This window comes from Actinomyces urogenitalis DSM 15434 (assembly GCF_000159035.1).
Classification (GTDB): domain Bacteria; phylum Actinomycetota; class Actinomycetes; order Actinomycetales; family Actinomycetaceae; genus Actinomyces; species Actinomyces urogenitalis.
Genome location: NZ_DS999574.1, coordinates 998899 through 1020742, shown reverse-complemented (window position 1 = coordinate 1020742; position 21844 = coordinate 998899). Strand labels below are relative to the sequence as shown.

The following is a 21844-nucleotide window of genomic DNA, read 5'->3' as shown; positions in this document are numbered from 1 at the left end:
GCTCCTTTGCAGGGGGGCCGGTCCGCCCGGTCGGGCAGCCGTGTTGTCTCCGGTACTAACCTCCCCCATTTTTGCCGATCGGTCAATAGGGTGGATGAGATTCGCTTCCGTTCTCGAAACAAGACGTCGAGTGCGCAGGTCCACCCATGAGTGTGCAGTCACAGGGCGCTCGTTCGTACACGCACCTGCACACTCGCGACTCAGCAGGCTGGGCCTGCAAACGCTCTCCCCACAGGGCTCAGCGCGAACGCACCCAGGCGAAGACCTCTTCAGCCTCAGGCCTAGCCTCCTCGTGACACACCAGGTAGAAGGTCGCGTGCGCGCTCGTGTCTCGGATCGGCACCACGACCCGGCCCGCTGGGACCCCCGCCAGTGACGGAGCGTCCGTGACAAAGTAGGCCAGCTCCGTGCTGGCCGCCATCGACCGGAAGACCTCGCGGTCCTGCTGGAGCACAAAGGTCGAGCCCGCCAGGTACTCGTCGCACACACCACGCCAGAAGCCGATGTCCGAGAAGAGCAGAAAGGTCTCACCGTCCAGCTCAGCAAAGCTGACGTCCTCGTGCCCAGCCAGCCCATGGTCGCGAGGCAGGACAACAGCGAGGTTCTCGGCCATGAGCGGGGCCGAATGCACCGTCGGCAGGCTGTGCGGACGCAGCGTGATGCCCAGGTCGAGACTGCCCTCGCGCACGCCCGAGGCCACCTCCTGCTCACTGAGCATCGAAGAGGTCATGAGCCGCTGAGGAAAGCGCTCGACCGTCAGAGCCGTCAGCCGCCACAACGGTGCCGGCGCCACCGTCCCAACGCGCAGGGTGCGCAGTCGCCGCGCCGCCTCGTCAACCGCCGCACGCATCGCAGCCTCGGCGCGGAGCAGGGCTCGCGCGTGCTCCAGGCCCACGTCTCCGACGTCACTGAGAACCAGCCGACGCCCCGCACGCTCAAAGAGCTGATGCCCCAGCTCCTTCTCCAGCCGAGCCAGCGAACGAGACAGTGCCGGCTGAGACAGGTGGAGCTCACGGGCGGCAGCCGAGACAGTTCCGAGCCTCGCAATGGCCTCAAGCTGGCGCAGCTGATCAAAGTCCACGATGCCCCTTATGCACTGAAAACATATTTCTTTCCAATTTTGGCATTTCACAACCCTCTTTTCCAGGGGCAGACTCGTTGTCAGACCGCGTAGACATATGAACGATCAGCACAAGACAACCAGGAGTGCCATGACCACGATCCCCGTTTTCACGATGAACAACGGCTGCACTATCCCGGCCCTGGGACACGGCGTCTTCCAGATGACCAGCCAGCAGGTGCGCACTCACCTGCGCCAGGCGCTTGAGGCCGGATACCGCCACATCGACACGGCCAACGCCTACTTCAACGAGGTTGCCGTGGGTGAGGTGGTGCATGAGGCGATCGCTGACGGACTGGTCCGCCGCGAGGAGGTCTTCATCACCTCCAAGCTCTTCCCACAGTCCTACCCCTATGAGCAGGCAGTTAAGGACATCGACGCCACCCTGGAGCGTCTGGGGCTGGACTACCTTGATCTCCTCCTGCTCCACCAGCCCTACGGCGAGTACGTCTCGGCCTGGAAAGCGATAGAGGAGGCCGTTCAGGCCGGCAAGCTCCGTTCCATCGGCCTGTCCAACTTCTCCGCCTCCAAGACCCGTGAGATCCTCGACGTCGCCACGATTCCGCCAGCCGTCAACCAGGTGGAGATCAACCCCCGCTGGAACCAGCACGCCCTGAAGAAGGAGCTTGCGGACACCGGCATCCTCTACGAACGCTGGTACCCGCTGGGCCACGGCGACCCCTCCCTTCTGGCCGAGCCCGCCATCGTCGCGGCAGCCGCGCGCACCGGCGCCACCCAGGCCCAGGTGGTCCTCGCCTGGCACCTGGCCGAGGGCAACGTCATCTTCCCCAAGACCCTCAACCCGGCCCACATGGCTGACAACCTCGCAGCTGCCTCGATCGAGCTGAGCCACGACGAGGTTGACGCGATCAACGCCATCCCCCAGCAGGCCTACTACACCGTTCCCGATCAGGCCCCGGAGTGGGTCTGGGGCCCGAACGACTACTCCCAGCAGGTCTGAGAGGCCACACGGGCTCGCGCCCTCCTCAGCACGCCCTTCTGCCAGACCCGGCCCCCTCCCGGGTGGGACGACGACGCAGCTCGGCTCCGCCGACGTCCCGCCACCGGCCCGACCATCTCAGCCCCAGACACCGACCCAGGAGACTCCATGACCACCATTCCCGTCATCACTCTTAACAACAGCGTCCAGATGCCGATGCTCGGCTACGGCGTCTTCCAGACGCCGCCGGAGCAGACCGCCGAGCACGTGCGCACCGCCCTGGAGGTGGGCTATCGCCTCCTCGACACCGCCCAGGCCTACGGCAACGAGGAGGGCGTGGGCGCCGGCGTCATGCAGGCCATTGCTGACGGCGTCACCAGCCGCGAGGAGGTCTTCATCACCTCCAAGATCTGGGTGTCGAATATGAGCTACGAGCGCGCCAAGATCTCGATCGATGAGTCCCTGCGCAGGCTCGGCACCGACTACATCGACCTCATGCTCCTCCACCAGGCCATGGGTGACTACCCCGGCGCCTACCGCGCCATGGAGGAGGCCTACCAGGCGGGCAAGCTGCGCGCCATCGGCGTGTCCAACTTCTATCCCGAGCGCCTGGTGGACGTCGCGCTGCTTGCCGAGGTGCCACCTGCGGTCAACCAGGTCGAGACCCATCCCTTCCGTCAGCAGGCCGAGGCCCACGGGCTCATGCAAGACCTCGGCGTGGCTCACGAGGCCTGGGCGCCCTTCGCCGAAGGCCAGAACAACATCTTCGCCAACCCCGTGCTGGCCAGGATCGGCCAGAAGTACGGCAAGACGCCCGGCCAGGTCGCCCTGCGCGCGCTGATCCAGAAGGACGTGATCGTCATCCCCAAGACCGTGCGCCGCGAGCGCATGGAGGAGAACATCGACGTCATGGACTTCATGCTGGACGCCGAGGACCTGGCGGCCTTTGAGACGCTGAACGATCCCTCCTTCCCACGTATCTTCGACCACTACGACCCCGAGATCGTGCGCTGGCTGCTGGGGGATCTGGTCAAGGACCAGCAGCTGGGCGGAAGCACCCTCTACTGACTCGCGAGTGTGCAGGTCCGCCCATGAGTGTGCAGTCCCAGAGTGCTCATTCGCGCACGCACCTGCACACTCGCGACTAAGCAGGCCCTGACACGCCCTGGATCACCGGACTGTCCCGACCTTGACTGCGAGGTGGGACGACGACGCAGCCCGCCTGCACCGTCGTCCCGCCTGGGGACTGTCACCCGCGTCTGGGGAGACCGCCCCAGGCTGCCGTCCATGTCCCCTGACCTCTAGGAGCACCACCATGGCTGTCAAGCAGACTGCCGGCCGCGACCAGCTAGGCCGCCTCGCCCCTCAGTTCGCCGCTCTCAATGACGACGTCCTGTTCGGCCAGGTCTGGTCCCGCGAGGACGAGCTGCCCGCCCGCGACCGTTCCCTCATCACCATCGCCGCGCTTTTCTCCGCCGGCCTCTTCCCCCAGCTGGAGGCGCACCTGGGCATCGGCCGGACGAACGGCATCACCAAGGCTGAGGCGATCGAGGTTGTCACCCAGCTCGCCTTCTACTGCGGATGGCCCAAGGCCTGGTCCACCTTCCCGCTCATCGAGAAGGTCTGGGCCGAGGACACCGGTAAGACCGAGTAAGACCCATCGGCGTCGCGGAGCGACCCTGCCCCGCGACGCCGGCGAGTCCCAGCGCCACAGCCTGAAGGCCTGTCAGCCTCCTAGGCCTGCATCGGCTTCCTGGCCTCATTCACACGGGATCGGGGCCTGCCCAGTGGGCAGGCCCCGATCCCGTGTGTCGAACGGCAACAACGACGTGGGACGGGCTGCGAGTCCGTCCCACGTCGCGGCCGGCAGGGGGTCAGCGGCGTCGAAGGTCCTCGACCTTGGTGCCACCAGCCAGCGCCTTCTCACCCGGGCGGGCCAGCGGTCCCACGAGCTCGTGAGCGCGGTAGGGCTCCTCCAGGAAGGCAATCTCCTGCTCACTGAGGGTGAGGTCCAGCGCGCGCACGGCGTCATCGACCCGGCTCGGCCGCGAGCACCCCACGATCGGCGCTGCCACGCCTTTGGCCCACAACCAGGCCAGCGCGACGTCCGACATCGCTACCTCATGCTGCGAGGCGACCTGCGCGACCCGCTCGATGATCGGCATGTCCAGCGCGCGAGCCGAGTCGTACTTGGCACGCATCGTGGCGTCCGTGGTCGAGCGGGAGGAGGCCGAGTCCCAGGTCGGACGCGCCAGGTGCCCCGAGGCCAGCGGGCTGTAGGGCGTCAGGCTCATCCCGTACCTCTGGGTGACCGGGATCATCTCGCGCTCGTCCTCGCGGTAGAGCAGGTTGTAGTGGTTCTGCATGCTGGCCAAGCGGGTCCAGCCATGCTCGTCGGCCACCACCTGCATGGAGTGGAGCTGGTAGGCGTACATCGCACTGGCACCCAGCGCACGCACGCGGCCATCGCGTACCAGGCGGTCCAGCGCCTCCATGGTCTCCTCCACCGGCGTGGAGTAGTCGAAGCGGTGGATGATGTAGAGGTCGAGGTAGTCCGTACCCAGGCGCTCCAGGGTGCCGGTGATCTCGCGCTCGATCGCCTCGGCGGACAGGTGCCCGTCATTGAAGTAGACCTTCGAGGCGAGCACCACGTCCTTGCGGGCCACGCCCAGGTTCTTCAGCGACTGGCCGATAAAGCTCTCTGAGGTGCCGTGGGCGTAGGTGTTGGCGGTGTCAATGAAGTTGACGCCGAGGTCTAAGGCGTGAGCAATGACCTCCTGGGTCGCAGGCTGATCGATGACCCACTGGTGGGAGTCGGGGAAGACCTCGCCAAAGCTCATCCCGCCGATACACAGGCGGGGGATGGTGATGTCCGTGGTCCCGAGGGTCGTGTACTGCATCGGTTCTCCTGGTCCAGGCGTGAGCGTGCAGGTGCTGGTACGAGTGTGCAGCCCCCAGGTGCACGCTCATGCCCCTACCTGCACACTCGAGGAACGGCTCCAGCCTCTGCCGGTGACCGCCCGCCTTCCAGGGCCTGCCAGGTCCTGGAAGGCAGCAAGGGGGCGGGTGCGCTCCACGGCCTCACCGACGACGTCGCCCCTCGCCTGGCCCGCGGGCCAGGCCGAGCGCCGCAGGGACGGTCAGGCAGGCCTGCTCTCACCATGGCGTCAGACGGACCAGAGGCTCCCTCGAGCATGACGACGGCGGCCGGTGACCTCTTGCTCATCAGGTCACCGGCCGCCGTCGTCCAGGGAGTTAAGGGCCGACCTCACTCCCACTCGATGGTGCCCGGCGGCTTGGAGGTGCAGTCCAGAACCACGCGGTTGACCTCCGGGACGGAGTTGGTGATGCGCGTGGAGATCCGCGCCAAGACGTCGTAAGGCAGGCGGGTCCAGTCCGCCGTCATCGCGTCCTCGGAAGAGACCGGGCGCAGCACGATCGGGTGACCGTAGGTGCGGCCGTCGCCCTGGACTCCCACCGAGCGCACGTCAGCCAGCAGGACGACCGGGCACTGCCAGATTTCCTCGTCCAGGCCGGCGGCCGTCAGCTCCTCGCGAGCGATGAGGTCCGCCGCCCGCAGAATCTCCAGGTTCTCGCGCGTCACCTCACCGATGACGCGGATCCCCAGGCCAGGGCCCGGGAAGGGCTGGCGAGCCACGATCTTCTCCGGCACGCCCAGCTCGCGGCCGATCGCGCGCACCTCGTCCTTGAACAGGGTGCGCAGCGGCTCGATCAGGGCGAAATTGAGGTCGTCAGGCAGGCCGCCGACGTTGTGGTGGCTCTTGATGTTGGCCGTCCCGGTACCGCCACCGGACTCCACGACGTCGGGGTAGAGCGTGCCCTGGACGAGGAACTTGATCTCGCCCCCCTGCTCACCCACCATCTCGATGACGCGGCGCTGGGCCGCCTCGAAGGAGCGGATGAACTCCCGGCCGATGATCTTGCGCTTGGTCTCAGGGTCCGTCACCCCAGCCAGCGCGGAGAGGAAGCGCTCGGACTCGTCCACGGTGATGACGCGGATGCCCATGCCAGCGGCGTAGTCCTGCTCCACCTGCTCACGCTCGCCGGCGCGCAGCAGGCCGTGGTCAACGAAGATGCAGGTCAGCTGGTCACCGATCGCGCGGTGGACCAGCGCCGCGGCCACCGAGGAGTCCACCCCGCCTGACAGGCCGCAGATGACGTGAGCGTCGCCGACCTGGGCGCGGATGGCCTCGACCTGCTCGTCAATGATGTTGCCAGCCGTCCAGGTGGCCGGGATGCCGGCAGCCTCGTGCAGGAAGTTCTCCAGCGCCTTCTGGCCGTAGGCGGAGTGGAGGACCTCGGGGTGCCACTGCAGACCGTACAGGCCGCGCTCGCGGTTCTCGAAGGCCGCCACCGGGGTCTCTGCCGTGGAGGCGGTGACGGCGAAGCCCGCCGGGGCGGCCTGGACGGCGTCCCCGTGGCTCATCCACACGGCCTGGTCCAGCGGCGTGCCGGCGAAGAGGCAGGAGCTGGCGTCGACCTTGGCCTCGGTGTGGCCGTACTCGCGCGTGCCGGTGCGCCCCACCGTGCCGCCCAGGGCCTGGGCCATGGTCTGGAAGCCGTAGCAGATGCCGAGAACCGGCACGCCTGCGTCGAAGACGGCTGGGTCGATGCCCGGGGCGCCGTCGGCATAGACCGAGGAGGGGCCACCGGACAGGATGATGGCCGCCGGGTGCTTGGCAAGCATCTGCTCCACCGGCATCGAGGACGGGACGATCTCGGAGTAGACACTCGCCTCACGCACGCGGCGGGCGATGAGCTGGGCGTACTGCGCACCGAAGTCGACGACGAGGACCGGGCCGGTGGCCTGCGGGTCCGCGTGCGAGGCGGTGGCGTGGGGATTGGTCGTCACCGGCCCAGGATAGCGAGGAGACGGCAGGGGTGCCTGCCACAGGCCGCAGCCGGCGGAGGGACGCTGGCCGCCCCTAGTAACCGGGCAGTCGAGTGTGCGACTCATCCCTCATAGTTTGTATGGACAATCACCTCGACAAGGCGTCGACGACCTGTCTATGCTGAAGCCACCGGCCCACCGGGGTCGGATCCGACCAGACCGGTCGGGCACACAGCCGTGCGGGGCCTCCTTCACGGTTCCGCACAGCGGAACCGAAAGGAACACCACCATGATCGCTCCCGTCATCGACCAGGTCGTTGTCACCACCCCTGAGTCCACCGCCTCCTCCGAGGCTGAGGTCAAGGCTGCCGACCTGCTCACCTTCAAGATCGGTATGGCCATCATTGCCGCCGTCATCGTCGTCATGGCTACCGTCGGCGCTCTCACCGCCTCCGCCCCGCTGCTCATCGCCTCGGGCGTCACCGGCTCGATCGCGGCCTTCGTGGGCACCTACACCGGCATCAACCTGATGAGCGCCTGAGGCTCCCCGAAAAGGTCCGGGAAGCCCCCCGGGCTTTCCTGAGCTGCGCGGCCAGCGAAGCCCGCGCAGCGACGTAGACCGGGACGCCCGACACCGTCAGGCCACCACGAGGTCACGTCAGCACCGCGAGCGCCGCCCAACGAGGGTCGGCGCTCTTGTCGTGTCCGGGCCGCGTCCGGCTGGGACGTGCTCAAGCCCCCAGGCCCACTGCCTAGGCCCGACCCTCCCAAAAGCCTGTGCGCCAGGCTCGTGCGCCACGGCTCGATCACCAAGGCGCGTATTGCCAAGCCCGGCCACCAAAGCCCGGCCACCCCCGTGAGGCCTACGCACCACATAGCGGCGTGCCTGCGTGTTGTGGCGGCGTGGCTTCCCAATGACGGGGCGTGCCTCCACGACGAGGGCGTGCGTGACGACGTCGTAGGACACGCCCACAGCGCACAGGCACGCTTTCACAGCACGCAGGCACGCCCCCACAACGCACAAACACGCCGCCAGCACGCAGGCACGCCGCCAAGAGCACCGTCACCCTCATTGCTGTCAACACCGTCTTCACCCCGGCACTGCAACCACCGCCACACCCCCTACCAGCACCACAACCACCGCCACAGCCTCAGCAGCACGCAATACCCACTGCCAGCCGCGGCGCCGCCGCGCCCCCTCCTCAGCGCAGCGCCGTAGCCAGCCGCGGCAGCGCGAGCAGCACGAGCAGCAGACTTGTCAGCTGCAGCCCCAGGCACACCCCGAGGACGACCGGGCCACTCACCCCCAGCGCGAGCATGAGCGTCGGGCACAGGACTGACACGAGCTGGACAAGCGGGCGGTTGACGGCCTCAGCGCGACGCTGGGAGCGCAGCAGCCAGGGCGGCACCAGCGGATCGGTGCCGCCGGTGCAGGCCGGGGCGATAAGCACGTAGTGGGCGGCGACGAGGATCGTGGACACCACCACCAGCACCCACTGGTCCCCAGCCAGGCCCATGCGCCCCAGCAGCGTCAGGAGCACCAGGCCGCAGGCCGCCATCCCGGTACCAGCCAGCACCCAGGCCAGCAGCATGTGCTCGGGACGACGGCGCCTGGCGACGATCCCCAGCACCATCCACGCGCACGCCAGCGCGGCGACACCCCACACCGGCGCACACCCTCCTGCACGAAGCGCCAGGGCCGCCGGCGTCAGGCAGATCGCCGTCAGCCCCAGCGGCAGCCCCTGGACCAGCTCAAGCACCGCACCGACCACGACGGTCCGGCGCACCCGGTCCACGCGCAGGTCGCTCGCGCTCAGCGCCTTCTGCTCACCGAGCATCCCGGCGTCCATCATCACCCAGTCGATCCCGACCGCGGCCTCGAGCGGATCGGTCATCCGGCGCAGGGCAGCGTGAGCGGCCTCGACCTTGCCGTGGGCGACGTACCAGTGAGGCGTCTCAGGCAGGCTGGTGGCGACCAGGACGACCAGGACGCCGGAGGTCAAGGGGGCCAGCCACCCGAGCACCAGGGCCTGGCCCGGCAGGAGCAGCTCACCGGCCTCACCGGCAAGCAGCGCCAGGCCCGCTCCTGCTGGCAGCGAGGCAGCAAGACGGGGAACGAGCCTGCGGTGCCCGCGCTCGGCCAGCTCGTGAGCCAGCTTGGGCGTCACGATGGTGAAGCCGCCGACACCCAGACCCGTGACCAGCGCCCCGACCGACTGCCCCCAGGTGGAGGCCACGGCGGCGCTCACGGCCCCGACCACGGCTCCGACCATGACCAAGGTGGCACACACCAACGTCGCCGGCCGTCGTCCCAGCGCGTGGGAGACCAGGTCCAGGGGCAGCGCCCCGACCAGTGCGCCCAGCGGCAGCGCAGCCAGAAGGACGATGATCCTCACCGTCTCCGCCGTCGCCGCCTGTCCTTGCAGCAGCGAGGCGCTGGCGTGGTCGTGAGCGAGGGCGAGCGCCACCGAGCCCCAGGCACCGCCGGTAGCCACGCCGGTGCACGCCAGCAGGAGGCGCAGACGGCGCTGCGCTGAGCTTCGTGCGATCTTCATCGACCGTCTCCTGTCACCGGTAGGGTCGGGGCCCGGACTCCGACGACGCAGGTCCTCAGAGCAGGTGCGAATCGTCCGTCCGTGACACTAGGATGCCTTTGTGCTGACAATGCTGTCTACCTCGACCTGGGTGGTCCTCGTCATCGCGGCAGCGGCGATCGGGGTCTCCAAGACCGCGCTGCCCGGAGCCGCGACCCTTGCCGTCGCACTGTTCGCCGCCGTGCTGCCCGCCAAGGCCTCCACGGGCACCATGCTCGTCCTCCTCCTGGTCGGCGACGTCCTGGCGATCTGGATGTACCGCCGCGACGCCGACTGGCCGACGCTGCGGCGCCTGGTTCCTGGTGTGCTGGCTGGCGTGGTGCTGGGGGCCGCCTTCCTGCACGTGGCCTCCGACGGCGCGACGCAGCGGTTCATCGGCGTGCTGCTCCTGGCCCTGATCGCCGTCACCCTGCTGCTCATGCGCCTGCCCAGGCCGCCGCAGGTCCAGGGGCGCGCCGGACGCGCGGTCTACGGCACCCTGGCAGGGTTCACGACGATGGCCGCCAACGCCGGGGGCCCGGTGACCACGATGTACTTCCTGGCCTCACGCTTCTCGATCTCCACCTTCCTGGGCACGACCGCCTGGTTCTTCTTCCTGGTCAACCTGGTCAAGCTCCCCTTCTCGATCGGCCTGGGGATCATCCACGTCAGCACCCTGGCGACGGACGCCGTCCTGGTCCCGGTGGTCATCGTCTCCGCCTTTGCCGGCCGCTCCCTGGCCACCCGGATGAACGAGAAGGTCTTCAACCCCCTGGTCACGCTGCTGACGATCGGCTCGGCGATCTACCTGCTCGTGTGATCCGCCCTATCCTGAGGAGCACACCCGCCACCCCTCGGAGGTTCCCGTGCCTGAGGCCGCTCCCACTGCTCGCCGAGCGCCTGCCACCCAGCAGGACGTCGCCGACCTGGCGAAGGTCTCTCGTGGCCTGGTCTCCCTGGCCCTCAAGGGCGGGGGCCGCATGTCGGACAAGACCCGCCAGCGGATCCTGGAGGCGGCCCGCACCCTGCGCTACCGGCCGAACAACGCGGCCACCGAGCTCGCCTCCCGTCGCTCGCGACGCCTGGCGGTGATCGTGCCCTACCTCGACAACCCTTTCTTCGACCTGCTGCTGCGGGCCCTGCGGCGCCACGCCTCACAGGCCGGCTACATCCTGGCCTCCTTCGTCTCGGACCTGACGGACCAGGTGGAGCGATCCACGATCGACGACGTGCTGTCCATGCGGCCCGAGGGCCTCATCCTGCCCGGCACCTCCCTGTCACTGACGGAGCTGCGTGAGCTGTCCGCCCAGCTCCCCCTGGTCGTCATGGACCGCCGCCTGGACACCGACACGCTCAACGTCGTCCGGCTCGACGAGGACGACGCCGCCGCGCAGATCGCTGATCACCTCGCGAGCCAGGGCGTGTCCGAGACGGTGTTCTTCAGCCCGTCAGGATCGATGCACGAGACGCTGGTCGACGAGCGTCGCGAGGCGTGCCGCCTGGCCGCGAAGCGTCTCGGCATGCGCTTCCAGGCGGTGGTCTGCGACGACGGCGCCACGCCCGCCCTGGCTGCGGCGCGCTCGCGCACGGCAGGGCGCTTTGGCGCGGTGGCGTACAACGACGTCCTGGCGCTTGACCTGCACACGGCCCTGCTGGCCTCAGGCCTGCGCCCAGGGCGTGACGTCGCGCTGGTGTCCTACGACAACTCCCCGTGGGCCGACCGCCCCGAGTTCCGCCTCACCAGCATCGACCAGTCACCGGACCTGCTGGCGGCTCAGTGCGTGTCCCTCCTTCTTCAGGAGCCCACGCAGGCCCCGGTGCACCGGGTCGTGGGGGCGAGACTGGTGGTCCGCGACTCCTCACAGCCTCTTTCTGAGGGCTGAGCCACCCCTGTCCTCCTCGTCGGCGCCCTGGCGGGCAGGCGGAACGCGCGACCTGACCAGGTCGGTTCTCACACCACCTCTTGCGCACCCAGGTGCACGCTGCTAATTTTGTCTGTACAAAGTGGTGACGCGCGTTACCAACGACGGGGCGCGTGCCCACCACACTCCCACACACGCCAATGACGGCACGAAGGAGCTCACTCACCATGGCAAAGAAGACGATCGGCGTCGGCGTTGTCTCCCTCGGATGGATGGGGCGCCTGCACGCCCGCTCCTACCGCTCGGTCTCCGAGCGCTTCCCCGAGCTCGGCGTCGAGGCCCGCCTGGTCGCCGCCGCCGACCCCATCGAGGAGGTCCAGCGCGCCGCCGTCGAGGACCTCGGCTTCGAGCGCGCCTACGCCGACTACCACGAGCTGCTGGCCGACCCCGAGATCGACGTCGTCTCGATCTGCTCCCCCAACTTCCTCCACGCCGAGATCGCCCTGGCCGCCATCGAGGCCGGCAAGCCCTTCTGGATCGAGAAGCCCATGGGAGTCAGCGCCGAGCAGGCCCGCACCGTGGCCCAGGCCGCCGAGAAGGCCGGCCGGTCACCGCCGTCGGCTTCAACTACCGCCACACCCCCGCCATCGAGTACATGCGCGAGCTCGTGCGCACCGGCAAGCTCGGCCGCATCACCAACGTGCGCGTGTGGCTCATCGCCGACTACAACTCCTCCCCCCTGGGGCCCCTGACCTGGCGCGCCTCGCGCGAGAAGGCCGGTGCCGGCGTCGTTCCCGACCTCATGAGCCACGGCGCCGACCTGGCCCAGTACGTCGTCGGTCGTATCGCCTCGGTCACCGCCGCCACCGACACCTTCATCACCGAGCGTCCCATCCCCACCAAGTTGGGCTTCGGGCACTCCGGCTTCGAGATCGGCGACGAGCGCGGCCCGGTCGAGAACGAGGACTACGTCTCCATGCTGGTCCGTTTCGACGGCGGCGTCATCGGCACCATGGAGTCCTCGCGCGTCAGCGTGGGCCCGCGCGCCGAGTACGTCGTCGAGGTCTACGGCACCAACGGCTCGGCCCGCTGGAACTTCGAGCGTCTCAACGAGCTCGAGGTGTGCACCACCGTCGACGGCGGCCCCACCCACGGCTACACCCGCGCCATGGCCGGCCCGGCCTGGGGCGACTGGAGCCGTTACCAGCCCGCCATCGGCACCTCGATGGGCTTTGACGACATGAAGTCCATCGAGGCCGCCCAGTTCCTCAAGTCCGTCCTCACCGGTGAGCAGCTGGCGCCCTCGACCGCTGACGCCTGGTGCGCCGCCGAGGTCGACGAGGCCGTCGTCGCCTCCGCAGCCGACGGCCAGTGGCATGACGTTCCCCGAGTCCAGGGCAACACCACCTTTGACGCCTGAGCACCCCATTTTTCCCGCCTTCTCAAGGCCGGACAACGACGCCGAGCCTCAGATATTCAGAAAGGACAAGGCATGACCACCAGCGCTCAACGGATCTCCTTGAAGGGGATCACCCGCGAGCAGATGGCGCAGGCCGTCAGCCACACACCCGCCTCCGGCAAGCACAGAGGCATCCTCTCCATCGCCGCCGTCGCCACGCTCGGCTCCCTCCTGTTCGGCTACGACACCGGAGTCATCTCCGGCGCCCTGCCGTACATGTACATGCCCGACGCCGCCAAGGGCCTGCAGCTGACCAGCCTCGAAGAGGGAGCGATCGGCGGAACCCTGCTCATCGGTGCGGCACTTGGCGCGCTGTTCGGTGGACGGTTGTCCGACCGTTACGGTCGCCGCCACAACATCACCTTGCTCGCCATCATCTTCCTCGTTGGCGCTCTAGGGACTACCTTCGCTCCCAACGTATGGGTGATGTACCCGTTCCGCGTCATCCTCGGCCTGGCCGTGGGTGGCGCCAGCGCTACCGTGCCGGTGTATCTGGCAGAGACCGCGCCCAAGCGCATCCGCGGTTCGATCGTCGCCATCGACCAGCTCATGATCGTCACCGGCCAGTTGCTCGCATTCACCATGAATGCAATCATCAACACGGCCAAGGGTGGCCCCCAGCTCACCATCGAGGCTGATCCTTCCGGCCTCTTTGAGCCTGGGGCGTACTCCTACGACACCCTCACCGCCCTGCAAACATCCAAGGGTGGATCGATGACCAGCGAGCAGTTCCACGCTTTCCTCGACCAGCTCACCATCACTTCCGGTAACGGCGAGGCCTGGCGCTACATGCTGGTGCTCTGCTCGATTCCCGCCATCGCACTGTGGATCGGTATCCGCCTCATGCCCGAGTCTTCTCGCTGGTACATCGCCAAGGAGCGCCTGTATGACGCCATTGCCTCCCTCAAGCGGGTGCGCGAGCCCGGCAAGGACGGCCCGCTCGAGGACGAGCTCATGGAGATGGCAGAGTCTCGCCAGCATGAATTGCTCGAGCAGCAGCGGGCCAAGGGACTGGGCTATGTCTGGTCTACCCCGTGGCTGCGTAGGCTTCTGCTAGTTGGAATTTTCCTCGCTGTCATTAACCAGACCACCGGCGTCAACACGGTCATGTACTACGCCCCCAAGGTGCTGGAGTACGCCGGCATGTCCACCTCCGCATCCATCACGGCACAGGTCGCCAACGGCGTGATGAGCGTGGTTGGCTCCGCTCTGGGTATCTGGCTCATCATGCGCTTCCGCCGTCGTCAGATCCTCATCGCCGACGTCACCGGTGTGGGCCTGTGCCTGCTCGGCATCGCCGCAACCTTCCAGCTGGCCATCGCCCCGCACATGTCCGCCGGCACCACGCCGCCTGCCTGGACCGCCTACCTCATCCTGGGCCTGATGGCCGTGTTCATGCTCATCGTCCAGTCCTCCAACGGAACCGTGGTGTGGACCATGATGGGTGAGATCTTCCCCGCCAACGTTCGCGGCGTCATGAACGGCACTGCCATCTTCTGCATGTGGATCGCCAACGCGATCATCACCTGGACATTCCCGCCCATGATGGAATCTCTTGGCGGTGGTCTGACCTACGCGCTCTACGGTGTGCTCAACCTCATCGTCGCCGTCATCCTGTTCAAGATCATGCCTGAAACGTCGGGACGATCCCTTGAGCAGGTTGAGCACGACATGGAAGAGCGTTACTCCTGACATATGCATCCCTCAGGCGAGGTATCGCCGAGTGACACTCGTTGTCATTGACCGCGATTCGTTCGGACAAATAAGATAACTTGCGTGAGCAACCGGAAGAGCGAGCGCACCATCAACCCCTCTTCCGACCGGCCCATGGGCCACCCTCATCTAGCCTCTATCAAAGGAGATTGACATGGCATTCCGCCTCGACCCTGCCACTGCCATCAATGACCCGCACGGCATCTCATGGGGTATGCACCCCATCGCCTGGCGCAACGACGATGTCAAGGAGGTCGGCGCCTACAACACCCTCGAGGACGAGCTGCTCGACCTTGCCGACCTGGGCTACCTCGGCACCGAGGTCGCCGGCTGGTACCCCAGCAAGGAGGAGACAAAGGAGCGCGCTGACGCCCGCGGCATCAAGATCGTGGCACAGTGGTTCTCGTCCTTCATCGTGCGTGATGGCATTGACGCCGTCATCCCTGAGTTCACTGCCAACTGTGAGTACCTGCAGTACCTGGGCGCCACCCGCATCGTGGTCTCCGAGCAGACTGGATCGGTGCAGGGCGACCGCGACATCTGCATCTTCACCAACAAGCCCGTGCTCAAGGACGAGGAGTGGCCGGTGCTGGCCGAGGGCCTCAACCGTCTGGGCGACATCGCCCACGAGCACGGCCTTGAGCTGGTCTACCACCACCACCTGGGCACGGTGGTCCAGACCAAGGAGGAGACCATCCGTCTCATGGAGATGACCGACCCGTCCAAGGTCTCCCTCCTGTTCGACACTGGTCACGCTTTCGTCGGCGACGGCGACGTCATGGGTCTGCTTGAGGCCACCATCGACCGCATCAAGCACGTCCACTTCAAGGATGTGCGTCCGGAGAAGATGGAAGAGTCCAAGAAGCTTGAGCGCTCCTTCCTCGACTCCTTCCTCAACGGTATGTTCACCGTCCCCGGCGACGGCATGATCGACTTTACCGAGCCTTACAAGTTCCTCATCGACCACGGCTACGACAAGTGGATCCTGGTCGAGGCTGAGCAGGACCCGGCTGTGGCCAACCCGCACGAGTACGGCGAGAAGGCACGCACGTACATCGAGTCCACGCTGTTCACTCTGTGAGCATGTGATGCCCGGGCGCTAGCGAAACGCTGAGTCTGCTTGGCTCTGAACCGGTGGGTCACTATTCCATTCGGACATAGTGGCCCACCGGTCTTTGTGTGATCTGGCTGAGCACTCACGCGCTGCCAGCGCCTCATCCAACACTCCCCTCGCCCGTACCGGAGCACCACGTCACCGTGCCAAACTGCGCCACATCATGACAACGTCAGGGGCGCCCGCCACCTCCTCGGTGGCGGGCGCCCCTGACGTGTGCGCGGCTCAGCTCAGGTGCTCAAGCCTGCTGAGCGCTCACAGGCTCATGTCGACGACGGCGCGGCCCTGGACCTCACGGTTGCGCAGCGCCTCGTAGCCGGCTCCTGCCTCCTCGAGCGGGAAGCGACGGGAGACGACGTCCTTGTAGTTGATGATGCCGCGCGCGGCCAGGTCGACCACGGCCGGCAGGTCCTGACGGGTACGGGCACCGTAGGAGCCCAGGATCGACTGGGAGCGACGCACGGTACGGTTGATCTCCACCTCAGCGGTCTGGACACCGGCGCCCAGGCCGATCGGAACCATACGACCGCCGTCGGACAGGACGTCGAGCGCCGTCTTCCAGGTGGCCGGGATCCCCAGGGCCTCGAAGGACACGTCCACACCCTTGCCGCCGGTGAGCCGGAAGACCTCCTCGCGGGCGTCCTGCGTCACGGAGTTGACCACGGCGGTCGCGCCGTAGCCGAACATCGGCGCCAGCTTCTCGTCGGAGACGTCGATAGCGATGACCTGCGAGGCGCCCATGGCGGCCGCGATCTGGACGATGTTGGTGCCCACACCACCGGTGGCCACGACGGCGACGGTCTCACCGAAGCGCAGGTCCGCGCCGCGGCGCACCGCGCCGTAACCGGTCATGGCAGCGCAACCGAGGATGGCGGCGGGAACGAGGTCGATGGACTCAGGGGCCGGAGCGACCGCGGTAGCAGGAACGACTGCGTACTCAGCCAGGCCGCCCATGGAGTACATGTAGATGGGCTCGCCATCAAGGCTGGACAGGCGTGTGGTCCCGTCGTAGAGCACACCCTTGAGGCGGTTGAGGTCGAAGAAGGGGCCGCACAGCTCGTCATGGCCGCGGGCGCAGGCGTCGCACTGGCCGCAGGGCATGAGAAAGCCGCCCGCGACGTTCTGACCGACCTTGAGGCCGGTGTGCTCGTTACCGGGGCCGACCTCGACGATCGTACCGGTGACCTCGTGCCCCAGGACGGCGGGCAGCGGGAAGGCGATCGCGCCGCCGATCACGTGCAGGTCAGAGTGGCACAGGCCGCAGGCCGCGACCTTGATGAGGACCTCGCCGTTCTTGGGACGGGGGGTAGGGATCGTCTCGACCTCGAGACCCTTGGCGTGGTCGCGCAGCACCGCGGCACGCATCGTCTCGGGGATCTGGAGTGCTTCGTTGCTCGTCATGGTTCAGTCTCTCTCGGCTGGGCGGTTGGGGCGCTCCCGCGTCCTCGTTCGTGCTCAACACTACCCCACCGACACATCTTTGTCAGGACATAAATACATCTCGTGCGGCAGCCTCCCGTCCGCACCCCGCCGCGGAGTCAACGGCGTTCCGTAGGCTTCGTCGCTCTGGTCGCCACGCTCACCTCACTGCTGCTCGGCTAGGACACCGCGTCACCTCCGGCGTCCTGATCCTCATGCGTCTGTGCGACGGCGCAGGAGCCATGCACCTGGGCTCCCGGATGAGGGCAGGTGGGGACCGACCAGCCCATAACCGTCGCCCAAGGCGGCGGCGAGGCCGGTGAAGAACGCGATGTCTGGGGGGCAAGGTTCTCGGAGCGGACGCCCGATCAAGCCTGTACCCAGGAGAGCGACGGTCAGCACGTGGTCCTTCCGGCTCCGGCACGACGGTACGCCGGCGCAGAGGGGCGGCTGACGTCTCCGGCGACTCCTCTCGCAGAGACTCATGTGATGCATTCCTGGCTCACCCAGGCTCCAGTGCCCCTCTCGCGCCAAGGAGCCCTCATCAGCTGCTTGGGGCGTGCGTGGGGTTGTTGGGGGCGTGCGTGGGGTTGTTGGGGGCGTGCGTGGGGTTGTTGGGGGCGTGCGTGGGGTTGTTGGGGGCGTATCTGAGAACGTCGTCAGATACGCCGTCAACGCACAGCCACGCCCCCACCGACTAGAAGTACGCCGTCACCAGGCAGCCACGCCCCCCGCCCCGCAGGCACGCCGCCACCGGGGACAAGTACGCCGCCCTCTCCCCCACCGGGGCCCGTGTCATGCACGACGGGCTCCTTGCACCACCCCCAGGCCCCAACAGCCCCGCCCTCAGACGCGCCAGACGCTCATCATCGCCCCGACAGACGACGGCGCCCCGACCACGTGTGCGGTCGGGGTGCCGAGGTGTCCGTCTCAGGCGAGGTCCGCGCCGACCCTCAGGTCAGCGCCGGACACGTTCCGTCGATCAGCTGTACTCCTTCTCGAAGCGCTCCTCGAGCTCCTCCAGAGAGTGGTACTTCGTCTCAGGAACGAACTTGATGTAGAAGAGCAGAGACAGGACGTTGAGCAGGCAGAAGACCAGGTAGGTACCTGCGCCGCCCAGGTTCTTCATCATGATCGGGAAGACGATGGAGACAAGCGCGTTGCCGATCCACAGTGCTCCGACAGCCAGACCCATCGCGGTACCACGAATCTTCGAGGGGAAGATCTCGGCAACCAGGACCCAGGTGACCGTACCGGACTGCTTGACAAAGACGAACAGGCAGACGATGACGAGCACGAGGATCGGGGCGAAGGCCGGGGCGCCGGAGATGTCGCCGTCCGCGTTCTGGTAGGGCTGGATGAGGAAGTAGAAGACGGCTGCCAGCAGGCCCAGGGAGACCACGATGCCGGCCTCCTGGTAGATACCCACGTGACGGCGGGCGAAGCGGGTGACGAGCCACAGCCCCACGGCCGAGCCGATGAAGGAGATACCACCGGAGATCACGTTGAGGGAGATGGCGTCCGTCATCGGGAAGCCCGCGGCAGCCAGGACCTTGGGCGTGTAGTACATGGCGGTGTTGATACCGGTGACCTGGTCAGCCAGGCCCAGGATGATACCGATGACCAGCAGGTGACGGGTCCACCTGGTGTTCCAGATCTGGCCCAGGCGCCACTTCTCCTGACTGGCCTCCTTGCGACGTACCTCCAGCATCTCGTCGATCTCGTCGACGATGGAGCCGTCCTTGGCCTCGTTACGCACGCGCTTGAGGGAGCCGATGGCCTCGGGGATCCGGAGGTTGGCGACGTACCATCGTGAGGACTCAGGCATCATGCGGATACCGACCCACAGCGCGATGGCGGGCAGCGAGGCCAGGATGAGCATCCACTGCCAGGTGTGTCCGTTTCCGCCGGTGACGGCCAGGCCGTTGGCGACGTCGTTGGCGACCTTCGTGGTGTAGTCCAGGGTCCCGTCAGCCGTCGTGACGTGAGGTCCGCCGTTGACCTGAGCGATGGCGGCGTTCATGGAGAAGGCCAGGAACTGACCAAAGACGATCATCATCTGGTCCAGGGCCACCAGGGTGCCGCGGATGCGCTTGGGCGCGGTCTCCCCGAGGAAGACCGGGACGGTAGCCGAGGCGCCTCCGACGGCGAAGCCAAGAATGACCCGGAAGACGTAGAGCATCCAGATGTTGACGCTCAGGGCACAGCCCACGGCCCCGAAGAAGAAGATAATGGCCAGCAGCGTGATGTTGTGACGACGACCGTACTTGTCGCTCAGCTTGCCGCCCACCGAGGCACCCAGCGCGGCGCCCAGGCATAGCAGGCCGCCAATCCACCCCTCTTCGGCCGTGGTCAAGCCGAGGCCTCCGGCAGCGTGAGGAAGGTACATGTACGGCAGAGCACCAGAGATGACACCGGTGTCGTAGCCGAAGAGCAGGGAGCCTAAGGTCGCGACCAGCGCGATCAGGCCAAGGGAGCGCTTCTTGCCGGAGGCAGGCGTCGTCTTGACAAGCTCCTCCAGCCGCTCACGCGACAGGTCAGTCGCTGTAACAGGGGCGTGTGACACAGATTCTCCTTTGAGAGAAGGACCTAGCCTCGTCGCTAGGTCAGGGATGACCCGCCAGTATGACCGACGGCGTCGCGTGGCCCCGCATCACCACGGAACCAGTGAGAGGAAGAAGGGACTCGGAGACCGGCCGAGAGGGCGCGATAACGCCGCACGCCTCCCGGCGCCCTCAGGTATCAGCCGAGTTCTTCCTTCAACCGGGCCAGGGCAGCCCGGTTGTAGTCGTCGGCGTACTCGTGCCATCCGAAGATGCACACGCTTAGCACGCCGTCGAATCCGACCTCGCGCAGGGTAGAGAACACCTGATCCCAGGGGACCTCACCCTGCCCGATGGCGTTGTGCTGGTGAACCGTCACGTCAGCACCCGGAGGGTTGATGATGTAGCGGTTACCGTCGTTCGCCCGGTGGTTGAAGCCGTCGGCCACGTGAACCTCACGCAGCTTGCCAGCCTCCGCCGCCGTGCGGATCATACGCGCCACGTCACCTGCACCGTCAGACAGGTGGAAGGTGTGCGGGCAGCAGTACTCATAGCCAATCCAGTCCTTGTCAATGGAGCGGACCAGTTCAAGAGCACGATCATGGAGCTCAACAAAGTCATAGGGGTGAGCCTCCATGTTGAGGCGGATCCCGTAACGCTCAAAGTCGGGAGCAAGCTCCTCCATCGAGCGGTACCACTGCTGCTCAGAGCGGCTGGCCTGGTTACGGTCGCCGGAGAACTCCGAGACAATGTCGCGCACGTCAAGCGCGTCAGCGATCTCCAGTAGACGGCGCCAGTTGCGCACCTGCGCCTGGCGCTCGGCCTCATCGGGCGAGGACCAGTTGAACACCGGGTTGAGGGTGCGGACCCTGACCCCGGTGTCCTTCTGCGCCTTGAGGATCTCATCGAGGAAGGCGCGGTCGGCCTTGGGGTAGTGGTGCCACAGGTGCAGCTCGTGGTTCGGGGAGAGCTCAACGAAGTCGAAGCCGAGCTCGCGTGCCTTACGCAGCGTGTCCGGAGTAGACATCGTCATGTAATACATGTTCGGATCCAAGGCAATGTCAGCCATTGGGTCCTCCTCTCTGACGTCGACATCCTCGTCGCCTAGGACAAGTATGTCTTAACAAGGGGTAAATGTCCAGACTTAATGTGTCAGGACAACTCACGCGTAGAAGGCGGGGCGCTCCACCAGCGCAACCTTGACAACCTTGCCGTCGTTCTCAAGCGATTCCACCGCTGCGTCCACGACTGCGGTGGCAGCGTAGCCATCCCAGGACGTCGATCCGGTGTGCTCACCAGCATCCACCGCGTTGATCCAGGACTGGAACTCGGTGGTGAAAGCAGCCTGGAAGCGGTCGATGTGGGACTGGCACATGGCGTTGCGGTCACCGTGGATGTCACGGATGAAGATCTTCTCCTGGTCCCCCAGGCGCACAGCCGCGTTCTCCAGCACGAGCTCACACTCTATGGAGTATCCGTACTCGAGGTTGACGTTCACCTCATCGTCAATGAGGACGCCGGACTCCGTGCGCATCACCACGACGACCGGGTCAATGAGGTGGTCGAAGCGGCGGGTGGTCAGCTTCGGGCGGTCAACGCGGACCTCGGTGATCTCCTCTCCCAGCAGCCAGCGCATGGTGTCGATCTCGTGGATGGCGGTGTCGTCGATCGCCATGCGCGAGGTGTAGGACTCGGGAACCGAAGGGTTGCGGTGACGGTTGTGAACCAGCAGCGCCTCACCGTTGTCCCCCTTGTCCAGGACAGCCTTCATCTCGTTGTAGGCGGCGTCGAATCGACGCATGAAGCCCACAGTGACGAGCTTCTTGCCAGCCTTCTGCTCAGCCTCCATGATGGCCAGGCAGTCCTCAGCAGTGGTTGCCAGCGGCTTCTCGCACAGGACGTACTTGCCTGCCTCGATGCACTTGATGACGTCGGGAGCGTGAACCTTGCCGAAGGTGGCGATGACGACGGCGTCGACCTCGGGGTCGTTGATCAGCGCCTCGGAGTTGTCATAAGCCTTGGCACCGTAGGGCTCGGCCGCCGAGCGGGCTGCGTCCAGGACGATGTCGGCCACAGCAGTGATCTTGGCGCCCGCGAGGTCATTGTGGATGCGGGCAAGGTGTGCACGGCCCATGCCGCCGGCGCCGACGAGTCCAATGCGAACAGTCATGTCAGTATCTCTTCCTTGAGTCATGGTGTGGTGGGGGTGCTGTGGGCACCGTCGTGCGGAGCGCGGCGGTGCCCACAGC

16 protein-coding genes and 1 pseudogene are annotated in these 21844 nt (G+C 66.6%); 9 read left to right on the top strand and 8 right to left on the bottom strand.

What is annotated here, in order from left to right:
• Positions 1–238 precede the first annotated feature (238 nt).
• The gene (locus HMPREF0058_RS04425) at positions 239–1081 is read right to left on the bottom strand and encodes a LysR family transcriptional regulator (RefSeq protein WP_006548493.1); all 843 of its coding nucleotides are present in this window, start codon (positions 1079–1081) and stop codon (positions 239–241) included.
• A gap of 130 nt (positions 1082–1211) precedes the next feature.
• Between HMPREF0058_RS04425 and HMPREF0058_RS04420 the strand changes: the two genes are divergently transcribed.
• The 3 genes from HMPREF0058_RS04420 to HMPREF0058_RS04410 all read left to right on the top strand — a co-directional run bounded on the left by HMPREF0058_RS04420 (position 1212) and on the right by HMPREF0058_RS04410 (position 3714).
• Positions 1212–2081: an aldo/keto reductase gene (locus HMPREF0058_RS04420; protein WP_040319520.1), complete on the top strand. Its 870-nt coding sequence runs from the start codon at positions 1212–1214 to the stop codon at positions 2079–2081.
• A 147-nt stretch (positions 2082–2228) separates the two neighbouring features.
• Complete coding sequence (locus HMPREF0058_RS04415) at positions 2229–3128, top strand: aldo/keto reductase (protein WP_006548491.1); 900 nt, start codon at positions 2229–2231, stop codon at positions 3126–3128.
• 247 nt (positions 3129–3375) lie between these two features.
• Positions 3376–3714, top strand: a complete 339-nt coding sequence (locus HMPREF0058_RS04410; protein ID WP_006548490.1) for a carboxymuconolactone decarboxylase family protein — start codon at positions 3376–3378, stop codon at positions 3712–3714.
• 220 nt (positions 3715–3934) lie between these two features.
• On the opposite strand, the gene HMPREF0058_RS04405 is transcribed toward HMPREF0058_RS04410, so the two are convergent.
• Both HMPREF0058_RS04405 and guaA read right to left on the bottom strand, forming a co-directional pair.
• The gene (locus HMPREF0058_RS04405) at positions 3935–4960 is read right to left on the bottom strand and encodes an aldo/keto reductase (RefSeq protein WP_006548489.1); all 1026 of its coding nucleotides are present in this window, start codon (positions 4958–4960) and stop codon (positions 3935–3937) included.
• Between the two features lie 368 nt (positions 4961–5328).
• Positions 5329–6933 carry a glutamine-hydrolyzing GMP synthase gene (guaA, locus tag HMPREF0058_RS04400; RefSeq protein WP_006548488.1) on the bottom strand — a complete coding sequence of 535 codons (1605 nt, stop codon included), beginning with the start codon at positions 6931–6933 and terminating at the stop codon, positions 5329–5331.
• Between the two features lie 268 nt (positions 6934–7201).
• Between guaA and HMPREF0058_RS04395 the strand changes: the two genes are divergently transcribed.
• A complete protein-coding gene (locus HMPREF0058_RS04395; RefSeq protein ID WP_006548487.1) occupies positions 7202–7453 on the top strand; it encodes a hypothetical protein in 252 nt (83 codons plus the stop codon).
• A 661-nt stretch (positions 7454–8114) separates the two neighbouring features.
• Here the strand turns inward: HMPREF0058_RS04395 and HMPREF0058_RS04390 are convergent.
• Positions 8115–9467, bottom strand: a complete 1353-nt coding sequence (locus HMPREF0058_RS04390) for an MFS transporter (RefSeq protein WP_006548486.1) — start codon at positions 9465–9467, stop codon at positions 8115–8117.
• A 100-nt stretch (positions 9468–9567) separates the two neighbouring features.
• Here HMPREF0058_RS04390 and HMPREF0058_RS04385 point away from each other — a divergent pair, with 100 nt between their 5' ends.
• The 5 genes and pseudogenes from HMPREF0058_RS04385 to iolE all read left to right on the top strand — a co-directional run bounded on the left by HMPREF0058_RS04385 (position 9568) and on the right by iolE (position 15600).
• The gene (locus tag HMPREF0058_RS04385) at positions 9568–10305 is read left to right on the top strand and encodes a sulfite exporter TauE/SafE family protein (RefSeq protein WP_006548485.1); all 738 of its coding nucleotides are present in this window, start codon (positions 9568–9570) and stop codon (positions 10303–10305) included.
• 46 nt (positions 10306–10351) lie between these two features.
• Complete coding sequence (locus tag HMPREF0058_RS04380) at positions 10352–11368, top strand: LacI family DNA-binding transcriptional regulator (protein WP_006548484.1); 1017 nt, start codon at positions 10352–10354, stop codon at positions 11366–11368.
• Positions 11369–11574: 206 nt separating this feature from the next.
• A pseudogene (locus HMPREF0058_RS04375) lies at positions 11575–12767 on the top strand (Gfo/Idh/MocA family protein).
• 72 nt (positions 12768–12839) lie between these two features.
• The gene (locus HMPREF0058_RS04370) at positions 12840–14498 is read left to right on the top strand and encodes an MFS transporter (protein WP_006548481.1); all 1659 of its coding nucleotides are present in this window, start codon (positions 12840–12842) and stop codon (positions 14496–14498) included.
• A 175-nt stretch (positions 14499–14673) separates the two neighbouring features.
• Positions 14674–15600 (top strand): myo-inosose-2 dehydratase, encoded by a 927-nt coding sequence (gene iolE, locus HMPREF0058_RS04365; RefSeq protein WP_006548480.1) that lies wholly within the window; start codon positions 14674–14676, stop codon positions 15598–15600.
• 288 nt (positions 15601–15888) lie between these two features.
• Here the strand turns inward: iolE and HMPREF0058_RS04360 are convergent, their stop codons facing one another.
• The 4 genes from HMPREF0058_RS04360 to HMPREF0058_RS04340 form a co-directional block, all read right to left on the bottom strand.
• Positions 15889–17034, bottom strand: coding sequence for a zinc-binding dehydrogenase (locus tag HMPREF0058_RS04360; protein ID WP_006548479.1), 1146 nt, complete (start codon positions 17032–17034; stop codon positions 15889–15891).
• 1000 nt (positions 17035–18034) lie between these two features.
• Positions 18035–19618 carry an MFS transporter gene (locus HMPREF0058_RS04350; protein ID WP_006548477.1) on the bottom strand — a complete coding sequence of 528 codons (1584 nt, stop codon included), beginning with the start codon at positions 19616–19618 and terminating at the stop codon, positions 18035–18037.
• 176 nt (positions 19619–19794) lie between these two features.
• Positions 19795–20664 (bottom strand): sugar phosphate isomerase/epimerase family protein, encoded by an 870-nt coding sequence (locus tag HMPREF0058_RS04345; protein WP_006548476.1) that lies wholly within the window; start codon positions 20662–20664, stop codon positions 19795–19797.
• A gap of 93 nt (positions 20665–20757) precedes the next feature.
• Entirely contained in the window at positions 20758–21765 is a 1008-nt protein-coding gene (locus HMPREF0058_RS04340) for a Gfo/Idh/MocA family protein (RefSeq protein WP_006548475.1), read from the bottom strand.
• Positions 21766–21844: the final 79 nt, after the last annotated feature.